The following is an 11976-nucleotide window of genomic DNA, read 5'->3' as shown; positions in this document are numbered from 1 at the left end:
GTCGGCGTCGGCCTGGCCCCGCGCCGCCACGTAGCTGTTGTACGTGGCCACCTGGGTGGCATACGAGCGGTAGCCGCTCGCCAGCACCATCGACACGCCATCCCGCGCGGCGGCCGAGAACATCGCCTCGGCCGCTGCCGCCGTCGTGCTGTTCAGCAGGGCAGCCTCCCCGGACACGGCCATCGCGACGGCGGGGCGCACCAGATCGGCCGGCGCGTACGCCGCCGGCACCAGCGGCCGGCGCTTGTTGACGATCACCCACGGGCTCGCCGGGTCCGTCAGGGAGAACTGCCGGGGCAGGGCGGCGGAGGGCGACGGCGAAGGGGCGGCTTCCGGAGCTGCGGGAGGCACTGCGGCGGCCTCCGCCGTCGGGGTGGCCGAGGCGGTGGAAGCAACGGGGGAGGGGGACGTTGAAGGAGGGGCTGACGACGGCGCGGCCGCGGGGGGTGCGTCCGGCGTGCAGGCCGTCAGGACAGCCAGTCCGGCGCCTGCCGCCAGGAAACGCGTGAAGTTTCGGCGGCTGGAAAGGGGTGAGCCGGAGCAGTCGTGGCACACCTGTGCTACACCTTCCGCAGCAGCATGCGTCGGACCGTGTGGTCGGCCTCTTTGGTGAGCACCAGCTGCGCCCGGCCGCGGGTGGGCAGGACGTTCTCCTCCAGGTTGGGCTCGTTGATGCGCTTCCAGATCTCCCGGGCGGTGGTCTCCGCTTCCTCGTCGGACAGGCTGGCGTAGCGGTGGAAGTAGGATTCCGGCTGCGCGAACGCCGTGCTCCGCAGTTTCCGGAACCGGTCCACGTACCACTCCTCGATGTAGGACGTTTTGGCATCCACATAAATGGAGAAGTCAAAGAAGTCGCTCAGCGCCAGGCCCTGCCGGCCGTCATGCCGGGGCCGCGCGGGGGCCAGCACGTTCAGGCCCTCCACAATCAGGACGTCCGGCCGGCGGACCACTACTTCCTTGCCCGGAACAATGTCGTACGTGACATGCGAGTACCAGGGCGCCCGGACCTCCTCGGCCCCGCCCTTGATCTCGCTTACGAAACGGAGGAGCGCCCGCCGGTCGTAGGACTCTGGAAAGCCCTTGCGGTCCAGCAGCTGGCGGCGCTTGAGCTCAGCCAGGGGATAGAGGAAGCCGTCAGTGGTGATCAGCTCCACGTTGGGCGTGCCCGGCCAGCGGCGCAGCATCTCGCGGAGCACGCGGGCGATGGTGGACTTCCCCACAGCCACGGAACCGGCAACGCCGATCACGAACGGGGTGCGCTGGGTCTGCTCGCCCAGGAAGGTGGTGGTGGCCGCATGCAGCTGGCCCGCCGCCTCAACGTACAGGTGCAGCAGCCGCGACAGGGGCAGGAAGACCTCCCGGATTTCCGTCATGTCCAAGGGATCGCCCAGGCCGCGCAGACGGACAATATCCTCCTCGTTAAGAGGCTGTTCCATCTGTGCTGCCAGCCTGGACCAGGTCTGCCGGTCCAGCTCCACGAACGGGGAGACACCCTCTCCATTCGCCTCGTTGCGTTGCAAAGTCACGCTAGTGATTCTGCCCCGCCCCCGGCACATAGCGAAATGCAGGCGCATCCGCGGGCGCCGCCCGCCTGCCACATATAAGTCCTCCGGGGCTCGGCCTCGCGTTTTAAAGCTACGGCTCCCAGCCGATAGTCTTTAGCGTATGTGTGGAATCGTGGGATATGTGGGCCGTCCGGTTGACGGTGTAATTGCCGGTCACAGTGCGTTGGATGTTGTCCTGGAGGGGCTGCGCCGCCTGGAGTACCGGGGCTACGACTCCGCCGGGGTGGCGGTGGTGTCCAAGGGCAGCATCGAGGCGCGGAAGAAGTCCGGGAAGCTGAGCAACCTGGTGGCCGAGCTGGAGGCCCGGCCGCTGCCGGAGACCGTGACCGGGATCGGCCACACCCGCTGGGCCACGCACGGCGGCCCGACGGACCGGAATGCGCATCCGCACCTGGCCGACGGCGGCAAGCTCGCCGTGATCCACAACGGGATTATCGAGAACTTCGCCGAGCTGAAGTTGGAGCTGCTGGACAAGGGCGTGGAGTTCCTCTCCGAGACTGACACTGAGGTCGCTGCCGCGCTGCTGGCGGATATTTTCCGCAACAAGCTGGGCGGGGACACGTCTGACGGCGGCCTGACCCGGGCCATGGAGCTGGCCTGCCAGCGCCTTGAGGGCGCGTTCACCCTCCTGGCGGTGCACGCTGACCAGCCCGACGTGGTGGTGGCCGCGCGCCGCAACTCACCTTTGGTGGTCGGTTTGGGCGAGGGAGAGAACTTCCTGGGCTCTGACGTGTCCGGGTTCATCGACTACACCCGCCGGGCGGTGGAGCTGGGCCAGGACCAGATTGTCACCATCACCGCGGACACGGTGGAGATCACGGACTTTTACGGCAACCCGGCCGCGGGCAAGGAATACCATGTGGACTGGGACCCGGCCTCTGCTGAAAAGGGCGGCTTCAGCTCCTTCATGGAGAAGGAAATCCATGACCAGCCCGACGCCGTGGCGCAGACCCTGCTGGGCCGGTCTGACATCAACGGCAAGCTGACCCTGGACGAGCTGCGGATCGATGTTGAACGCCTGAAGCAGGTCAACAAGATTATCGTGCTGGCCTGTGGCACCGCCGCGTACGCGGGTACGGTGGCGAAGTACGCGATTGAGAACTGGTGCCGGATCCCCACCGAGGTGGAGCTGGCGCACGAGTTCCGCTACCGCGACCCGATCCTGGATGAGAACACCCTGGTGGTCTCCATCAGCCAGTCGGGGGAGACCATGGACACGCTGATGGCTGTCCGTTATGCCCGGGAACAGGGCGCGAAGACCATTTCCATTTGCAACACCAACGGTTCCACCATTCCGCGCGAGTCCGATGCGGTGCTGTACACGCACGCCGGCCCGGAGATCGCGGTGGCTTCGACCAAGGCGTTCCTGGCCCAGATCACGGCCGCGTACCTGCTGGGCCTGTACCTGGCCCAGCTGCGCGGCAACATCTTCTCCGGCCAGATCAAGGACGTCCTCGCGGACCTGAACAAGATCCCCGCGAAGATCCAGAAGATCCTGGACAACGCCGGACCGCTGCGCGAACTCGCCCGGAGCATGGCGGACGAGAAGTCCGTCCTGTTCCTGGGCCGGCACGTCGGCTACCCGGTGGCGCTTGAGGGTGCGCTGAAGCTGAAGGAAATCGCCTACATCCACGCCGAGGGCTTTGCCGCCGGTGAGCTCAAGCACGGCCCGATCGCCCTGATCGACGAGGGCCAGCCGGTGTTCGTGGTGGTCCCGTCCCCGCGCGGCCGCGACTCGCTGCACGCCAAGGTGGTCTCCAACATCCAGGAAGTCCGCGCACGCGGCGCCCGCACCCTGGTCATCGCCGAGGAAGGCGACGAGGCGGTCAAGGCCTACGCCGAGCACGTCTTCTACGTCCCCGAGACGCCCACCCTGCTGATGCCGCTGCTGACTACCGTCCCGCTGCAGATCTTCGCCGCGGAACTCGCCGCGGCCAAGGGCTACGACGTGGACCAGCCCCGCAACCTCGCCAAGAGCGTCACCGTAGAGTAGTGCCATGATCGTAGGCATTGGGGTAGACGTCGTTGACATTGATCGGTTCGGCCGGCAGCTTGAGCGCACACCGGGCCTTCGGGACCGTTTGTTCGTCCCCGCAGAGCGGGAACTGAACATCCGGTCCCTGGCCGCCCGGTTCGCCGCCAAGGAGGCCGTGGCCAAGGTCCTGGGTGCGCCCGCCGGCATGAACTGGCAGGACTGCTGGATCGGCCTGGACCATAACGGGCCCACCGTCCAAGTCAAAGGCACCGTGCTGGCCGTCGCCGAAGCCAAGGGTGTCAAGCGCTGGCACCTTTCCATCAGCCACGACGGCGGGATAGCCACCGCCACTGTCCTGGCCGAGGGCTGATCCTGCCCCGGGCCCGTCCCAGGTGACCGGATGATCAGCGCCTTCACCGGAACGCAGGTCCGGGCCGCCGAGGAACCCCTCCTGGCGGCCGGGCTGGGCGACGTCCTGATGCAGCGCGCCGCCCACGGGCTGGCCAACGCCGTCATTGCCGAACTCCGCACCCGCGGCCGCCGCATTTACGGCGCGCGCCTCGTCGTGCTGGCCGGCAAGGGCAACAACGGCGGTGACGGGCTCTACGCCGCTTCCTTCCTCGCCGCCCGCGGCATGCATACGACGGCGGTCCTCACCTCGGGCGCCGGCCACCAGCAGGCGCTGGCTGCCTTTGAGCGTGCCGGCGGACGCGCCCGTGACCTCGCCGCCGCCGCACCCGGTGAGCTGGCGGCGGAAGCCGCACGGGCCGACGTCGTCATCGACGCGATCCTAGGAACCGGAGCCAAGGGCGGGCTGCGGGGGAGTGCGGCCGTATTCGTCGAGGCCATCACCGGGGCCCGCCGGCAGGCCGGGCACGGATGCGTGGTGGCTTGCGACCTGCCCAGCGGCGTGGACGCCGATACCGGCGCGGCGGTGGAACCCGTGCTGGCGGCCGACCTGACTGTCACCTTCGGAGCCGCCAAGAGCGGGCTGCTGGCCGACCCCGGTGCGGACTATGCCGGCCGGGTCCACGTGGTGCCCATCGGCATCGAGGACAACTTTCCCCGGCCGTCCGTACGCAGGCTGGAAGCGCAGGACATCGCAGAACTCCTGCCGGAGCCCGACCGCCGCGCCCACAAATACTCGCGCGGCGTCCTGGGTGTGGTGGCGGGATCCGCAACCTACCCGGGAGCCGCCGTCCTGGCCTGCCGTGGCGCGCTTGCCGCAGGCGTGGGGATGGTGCGGTACCTGGGCCCGCCCGGGGTGGCGGACCTGGTGCGCCAGTCCTGCCCGGAAGTGGTGTGCAGCACCGGCTCCGTGGCGGACAACCGCGTGCAGGCTTGGCTGGTGGGCTCCGGGATGGGCCCGGACGACGATGACCAGTTGGCGCGGGCCCGGGACGCCGTTGAAACCGGGCTCCCCACGGTGGCCGACGCCGGCGCCCTGCCGGCCCTTCCCGACAGGCTTGCCCCGCACGTGGTCCTCACCCCGCACGCCGGCGAGCTCGCCACGCTGCTGCAGCGCCTGGGCGGGACCGAAGACCGTGCCGCCGTGGAATTGGCAACACTGGACGCCGCCCGCCGCGCAGCCGCACGGACCGGTGCCACGGTCCTGCTGAAAGGCGCAACCACCCTGGTGGCTGCACCCTCCGGCGACGTCTACAGCCAGGCGGACGGCACACCCTGGCTCGCCACCGCCGGCAGCGGTGACGTCCTGGCCGGCGTCATCGGTGCGCTGCTCGCCCAGGCGAATGCCGGCGTCGAACGCTTGAATGGGCTCTCCGCTGACGAGGACGGCCGGTGGGCCACCTTTGCCGCGCTGGGAGCGGCGCTGCACGGCAAGGCCGGGAGGGCGGCGTCGGACGCCAATTCGGGAGGTCCGATCACTGCTGGCGTAATCGCCAGCGCGATTCCCGGCGTCTGGGGTAAAGTCAGCATGCTTAGCAATCCGGGTGGCCCGAAACGTAATAGTCACAGCCACCCGCTACGGTAGGCATAGTTCGCACCGGCAGCTGGGGGCGGTTCTGGACCGCTGCCGACCAACGATGAGGAGCATTATGGAAGTCTGGCCTGGATCGGCTTATCCGCTTGGCGCCACCTACAACGGCACCGGCACCAACTTCGCCCTGTTCAGCGAACGAGCAGAAAAAGTGGAACTGTGCCTCTTTGACGATGACGGCAAGGAAACCCGCATCGCGCTGGACGAAGTGGACGGCTACGTGTGGCACTGCTACATCCCGCAGATCCAGCCCGGCCAGAAGTACGGCTACCGCGTGCACGGGACCTACGATCCCGCCTCGGGCAACCGGTTCAACCCGAACAAGCTCCTGCTGGACCCCTACGCCAAGGCCATCCACGGCCAGATCGACTGGGATCCCGCGCTGTTCACCTACAACCTGGGCGAGCCCGACTCCGTCAACGACGCTGACTCAGCCAAGCACATGATGATGGGCGTCGTCATTAACCCGTTCTTTGACTGGGAGGGCGACCAGCAGCTGCGCATCCCCTACCACCAGTCCGTCATCTACGAGGCCCACGTCAAGGGCCTTACCCAGCTACACCCGGACGTGCCCGAGGAACAGCGTGGAACCTACGCCGGCGTGGCGCATCCCGCCGTCATCGCCCACTTGCAGAAGCTCGGCGTCACCGCCATCGAGCTCATGCCCGTGCACCAGTTCGTTAATGACGGAACCCTTGAGGACAAGGGCCTGAACAACTACTGGGGCTACAACACAATCGGCTTCTTCGCGCCCCAGAACACCTACAGCTCCACCGGCGATACCGGCATGCAGGTCCAGGACTTCAAGGCCATGGTCCGCTCATTGCACAAGGCGGGCATCGAAGTCATCCTTGACGTGGTCTACAACCACACCGCCGAAGGCAACCACCTGGGCCCCACGCTGTCCTTCAAGGGCATCGACAACGCCGCCTACTACCGGCTGATGGAGGGCGACGAAAAGCACTACATGGACTACACGGGCACCGGCAATTCCCTGAACGTCCGGCACCCGCACTCGCTGCAGCTCATCATGGACTCGCTGCGCTACTGGGTCACCGAAATGCACGTGGACGGCTTCCGCTTCGACCTCGCCTCCACGCTGGCCCGTGAATTCTATGACGTGGACAAGCTGTCCACCTTCTTCGAACTCATCCAGCAGGATCCGGTAGTTTCCCAGGTCAAGCTCATTGCCGAGCCGTGGGACGTCGGCCCCGGCGGCTACCAGGTGGGCAACTTCCCGCCGCAGTGGACCGAATGGAACGGCAAGTACCGCGACACCGTCCGCGACTTCTGGCGCGGCGAGCCCGCCACCTTGGGTGAGTTCGCCTCCCGCATCACCGGCTCGGCGGATCTCTACGAGCACTCCGGCCGCCGTCCCGTGGCCTCGATCAACTTCGTCACCGCACACGACGGCTTCACCCTGGCGGACCTGGTGTCCTACAACGAGAAGCACAACGAGGCCAACGGCGAGGGCAACAACGACGGCGAGTCCCACAACCGGTCCTGGAACTGCGGTGCCGAAGGTCCCACGGACGATCCAAAGGTGCTGGCGCTCCGGGCCCGCCAGCAGCGTAACTTCATCGCCTCGCTGCTCCTGTCCCAGGGCGTGCCCATGCTCCTGCACGGTGACGAGTTGGGCCGCACCCAGCAAGGCAATAACAATGGGTACTGCCAGGACTCCGAATTGACGTGGATCAACTGGGACAGCATCGACCAGCCGCTGATCGAGTTCACCGCCGCCGTCAATGCGCTCCGCGCCAAGCATCCCACGTTCCGCCGCAGCCGGTTCTTCGACGGACGGCCCGTCCTACGGGGAGAAGGCGAACGGCTGCCGGACATCGTATGGCTGGACCCGTCCGGCGAGACGATGAAACCCGAAGCCTGGGACAGCGGGTTCGGCCGCTCAGTGGGCGTCTTCCTGAACGGGGACGGCATCCAGGGCAAGGACACCCGGGGTCGCAGGATCACCGATGTGAGCTTCCTGATGTTCTTCAATGCCCACGATGACACCGTCAAGTTCACGCTGCCTTCAGACGAGTACGCACCGGCCTGGGACGTCATCATTGACACTGCCGGGCAGAACGCCGACACTGAACCGGTTTCCGCCGGGCAGCCGTTGCCGGTTGAGGCCAAGTCCCTCGTGGTCCTGCGCGCCCACACTGTTGAGGAAGTCGAGCCGGACCACTCCGTTGCAGCTTCGCTGGCCGCGCTCACGCAGACGTCCAGCAGCGAGACGGAGACCATCAGCACCCCCGTGGTGGCGGAACCCGGAAAGACCACCAAGGTGGGGGAGCGGAAGGCTGGGAAAAAGTGAGGGCACCCGCATCCACGTACCGGCTGCAGATCCGCAGCAGTTTCACGCTGTTTGATGCCGCCGAACAGGTTCCGTACCTGAAATCGCTGGGTGTGGACTGGGTATACCTCTCACCCATCCTCACCGCGGAGCAGGGCTCGGACCACGGCTACGACGTGACCGACCCCTCCGCCGTCGACCCCGCCCGCGGCGGCCCGGAAGGACTGCTGGCGCTGTCCAAGGCAGCCCGCGAGCACGGCATGGGCGTCCTGGTGGACATCGTCCCCAACCACGTTGGGGTTGCCTCACCGCCGCAGAACCCTTGGTGGTGGTCGCTGCTCCGGGAGGGCCGCGGCTCGCCCTACGCCGAAGCCTTCGACGTCGACTGGGACCTCGGCGGCGGCAAGATCCGGCTGCCCATGCTGGGCTCGGATGAGGACCTGGACAAGCTGGAAGTGGTGGACGGCGAGCTCCGCTACTACGACCACCGCTTCCCGCTGGCTCCGGGCACCTACACGGAGGGTGACTCCCCGCAGGACGTCCACAGCCGCCAGCACTACGAGCTGATGGGCTGGCGCCGCGCCGATGCCGAGCTCAACTACCGCCGCTTCTTTGCCGTCACCACCCTGGCGGGCATCCGGGTGGAGGACCCCAAGGTCTTCGAGGAAGCCCATGCCGAGGTGGCTCGCTGGTTCCGTGAGGGACTGGTGGACGGACTCCGGGTGGACCACCCGGACGGTCTGGCCGATCCGGCCGGGTACCTGCGCTGGCTGAAGGACCTCACGGGTGGGGCCTATGTCCTGGTGGAAAAGATCCTGGAGCCGGGCGAGGTCCTGCCCGGCGACTTCGCCTGCGAGGGAACTACCGGCTACGACGCCCTGGCGGACGTGGACCGCGTGTTCGTGGACCCCGCCGGCCAGGCGGCCCTCGACTCGCTGGACGCGGAACTGCGCGGGACGTCCGGGCCGGCGGACTATGCGGAAATGATCCGTGACACCAAGCGCATGATCGCGGACGGGATCCTACGGTCCGAGGTCCTCCGCCTGGCCCGGCTTGTGCCGGAATCCTACGGACTCGCCCTGGAACAGGCGGCGGACGCGATCGCCGAGATCATCGCCGCCTTCCCGGTCTACCGCACCTACCTGCCCACCGGCGCCGAGGTCCTCAAGGAAGCGTGCGAGTCCGCGGCCGAACACCGGCCGGACCTCGCCGTTGCCGTGGGAACCCTCCTGCCGCTGCTGCTGGACCCCTCCAACCCGATCGCCGTCCGGTTCCAGCAGACCTCCGGCATGGTGATGGCCAAGGGCGTGGAGGACACTGCGTTCTACCGCTACACCCGGCTGGGAACCCTGACTGAGGTGGGTGCCGAACCCACTGAATTCGCGGTCACCCCCGACGAGTTCCACCACCGGATGCGCCGCCGGCAGGAGGACCTTCCGCTGTCTATGACCACCATGTCCACTCACGACACCAAGCGCAGCGAGGATGCACGGGCCAGGATCTCCGTGATCGCCGAACTCCCGCAGGAGTGGACCGCAACGCTGAAGACCCTTCGGGAGCTGGCGCCGGTCCCGGACGGCCCGTACGAGAACCTGCTGTGGCAGGCCATCATCGGGGCGTGGCCCGCCAGCCGGGAACGGCTGCAGGGCTATGCGTCGAAGGCCGCCCGCGAGGCGGGCAACTCCACCAAGTGGACAGAGCCCAACGAGGACTTCGAGTCCGCAGTGAACGCTGCGGTGGACGCCGCGTTCGACAACCCCCGGGTCAACAAGGCCGTCGAGGAGTTCGTGGCACGGATTGACGCCTATGCCGCCTCCAACTCAGTGTCGGCCAAACTGGTCCAGCTCACCATGCCGGGTGTGCCGGACGTCTACCAGGGCAGCGAGTTCTGGGAACGGTCCTTGACGGACCCGGACAACCGTCGGCCGGTGGACTTTGCACTCCGGGCCGCTGAGCTGGAGAAGCTTGACGCCGGGACGTTGCCGGACGCCGGGACGGAAACCAGCAAGCTTCTGACCACGTCGCGGGCACTCCGCCTGCGCCGGGACCGGCCGGAACTGTTCCAGGGCTACACGCCGGTTGCTGCTTCCGGTGCGGCGGCCGGCCACCTGCTGGCGTTTTCCCGCGGCACCTCGGAAACATCACCTGGAGCGGTGACGCTGGCCACGCGGCTGCCCGCGGGACTGGAAGCCGGCGGCGGCTGGCGGGACACCGCCGTCGAACTCTCCGCTCCGATGCGTGATGAACTGACCGGCGCCGCCTTCGGGCCGGGACCCGTTTTGGTGGCGGATGTCCTGGGTACCTACCCGGTGGCTTTGCTGGTTCCGGTGGATGGAGAGAACGCATGACCCTCGTCAATGACGGTCCCGAACGCTTCGATGTGTGGGCGCCGGAAGCCGCGTCCGTGGTCCTGCTGGCTGATGGCCGGCAGTACCCCATGCAGAAGAAGGAGACGGTGCCCGGCGCGGAAGGCTGGTGGACCGCCCCCAGCGCCCCAGCGCAGGGCGACGTGGACTACGGCTACCTGCTGGACGGGGATAGCAAGCCCCTGCCCGACCCCCGGTCCCGCCGGCTTCCGTCCGGCGTCCACGAACTGTCCAGGACGTTCGACCCCGCCTCCTACGCCTGGCAGGACTCCGGCTGGCGCGGCAAGGACCTGAAAGGCTCGGTGATCTACGAACTCCACGTTGGCACCTTCACGCCTGCCGGGACCCTGGACGCCGCGGCGGAAAAGCTGGACTACCTGGCCGGACTGGGCATCGACTACGTGGAACTGTTGCCCGTCAACGGATTCAACGGAACCCACAACTGGGGCTACGACGGCGTCCAGTGGTACACCGTCCATGAGGGCTACGGCGGGCCGGCCGCATACCAGCGGTTCGTCGACGCGGCCCACGCCGCCGGGGTGGGCGTCATCCAGGATGTGGTCTACAACCACCTCGGACCCAGCGGCAACTATCTGCCCAGGTTCGGCCCCTACCTCAAGCAGGGGGACGCGAACACGTGGGGCGACTCCCTGAACCTGGACGGTGCCGGCTCGGACGTGGTGCGTGAATACATCCTGGACAACGCTGCCCTGTGGCTGCGGGACTACCACGTGGACGGGCTCCGCCTGGATGCCGTGCACGCCTTCCGGGACGAGCGCGCCGTGCACCTCCTGGAGGACCTTGGGGCCTTGGGTGATGCCGTGGCCGCGGAAACGGGGCTGCCCAAAACGCTCATCGCGGAATCGGACCTGAACAATCCGCGCCTGCTCTACCCCCGGGATGTCAACGGCTACGGGCTGGCGGGGCAGTGGAGCGACGATTTCCACCATGCGGTCCACGTCAACGTCAGCGGCGAAACCACCGGGTACTACTCCGACTTCGACTCCCTGGGCGTGCTCGCCAAGGTGCTCAAGGACGGGTTCCTGCATGACGGAAGCTACTCCAGCTTCCGCGGACGGCACCACGGCCGGCCTATTGACACCGCACTGGTGCACCCTGCGGCGCTGGTGGTCTGTAACCAGAACCACGACCAGATCGGCAACCGGGCCACGGGGGACAGGCTCTCGCAATCGCTGTCCTATGGGCAGATCGCCGTGGCTGCGGTGCTCACGCTCACGTCGCCGTTCACCCCCATGCTGTTCATGGGGGAGGAATGGGGTGCCTCCACGCCGTGGCAGTTCTTCACGTCGCACCCCGAGCCCGAGCTCGGTAAGGCCACCGCGGAAGGGCGCATCAGGGAGTTTGAGCGCATGGGGTGGGATCCCGCCGTCGTGCCCGATCCCCAAGACCCGGAAACCTTCCGCCGGTCCAAGCTGGACTGGGACGAGGCCGCCAGCGGCGACCACGCGCGGCTGCTGGACCTGTACCGGCAGCTGACCGCGCTGCGCCGCCAGCACACCGAGCTGGCCGGGCTGGGATTCACCGAAACGGACGTGACGTTCGACGACGACGAGCGCTGGCTGCGGTTCCGCCGCGGCAGCGTCGAGGTGCTGATCAACTTCTCGGACGCAAAAGTACGGCTGGAAGGGGCTTCCGGCTCCGTGCTGCTGGCCACGGACGAGGGAACCGGCCTGGAAGGCGAGTCCCTTGCCCTGGCTCCGTGGAGCGCAGCAATCCTCAAGTCCTGACTGTTGGACTGAAGCGGCGCCGCGGGCAGG

Annotated in this window: 8 protein-coding genes; 6 read left to right on the top strand and 2 right to left on the bottom strand. The window is 67.6% G+C overall.

All coding sequences use genetic code 11. The annotated features are described in order from the left end of the window. Both AC5RTT_RS13080 and coaA read right to left on the bottom strand, forming a co-directional pair. The coding region (locus AC5RTT_RS13080; protein ID WP_494145555.1) for a D-alanyl-D-alanine carboxypeptidase family protein at positions 1–555 on the bottom strand (555 nt) is incomplete at its 3' end. Positions 556–560: 5 nt separating this feature from the next. Continuing rightward, on the bottom strand, positions 561–1556 hold the full coding sequence (gene coaA / locus AC5RTT_RS13075; protein WP_494050963.1) for a type I pantothenate kinase: 996 nt from the start codon (positions 1554–1556) through the stop codon (positions 561–563). Positions 1557–1665: 109 nt separating this feature from the next. On the opposite strand from coaA, the gene glmS reads away from it, so the two are divergent. The 6 genes from glmS to treZ all read left to right on the top strand — a co-directional run bounded on the left by glmS (position 1666) and on the right by treZ (position 11946). Continuing rightward, complete coding sequence (glmS, locus tag AC5RTT_RS13070; protein ID WP_494145554.1) at positions 1666–3558, top strand: glutamine--fructose-6-phosphate transaminase (isomerizing); 1893 nt, start codon at positions 1666–1668, stop codon at positions 3556–3558. Positions 3559–3562: 4 nt separating this feature from the next. After that, a complete protein-coding gene (locus AC5RTT_RS13065) occupies positions 3563–3910 on the top strand; it encodes a holo-ACP synthase (RefSeq protein WP_479771618.1) in 348 nt (115 codons plus the stop codon). Between the two features lie 30 nt (positions 3911–3940). After that, complete coding sequence (locus AC5RTT_RS13060) at positions 3941–5533, top strand: NAD(P)H-hydrate dehydratase (protein WP_494145553.1); 1593 nt, start codon at positions 3941–3943, stop codon at positions 5531–5533. Between the two features lie 64 nt (positions 5534–5597). Beyond that, positions 5598–7853: a glycogen debranching protein GlgX gene (gene glgX / locus AC5RTT_RS13055; RefSeq protein ID WP_494008891.1), complete on the top strand. Its 2256-nt coding sequence runs from the start codon at positions 5598–5600 to the stop codon at positions 7851–7853. Continuing rightward, the gene (treY, locus tag AC5RTT_RS13050; RefSeq protein ID WP_494145552.1) at positions 7850–10180 is read left to right on the top strand and encodes a malto-oligosyltrehalose synthase; all 2331 of its coding nucleotides are present in this window, start codon (positions 7850–7852) and stop codon (positions 10178–10180) included. Before glgX ends, treY begins: the two co-directional genes overlap by 4 nt. Beyond that, positions 10177–11946, top strand: a complete 1770-nt coding sequence (gene treZ, locus AC5RTT_RS13045; protein ID WP_494145551.1) for a malto-oligosyltrehalose trehalohydrolase — start codon at positions 10177–10179, stop codon at positions 11944–11946. The genes treY and treZ overlap by 4 nt, the downstream gene beginning before the upstream one ends. Positions 11947–11976 lie beyond the last annotated feature (30 nt).

It is taken from the genome of Arthrobacter sp. Y3221157 (assembly GCF_059089865.1).
This window is presented reverse-complemented; position numbering and strand designations above follow the sequence as displayed.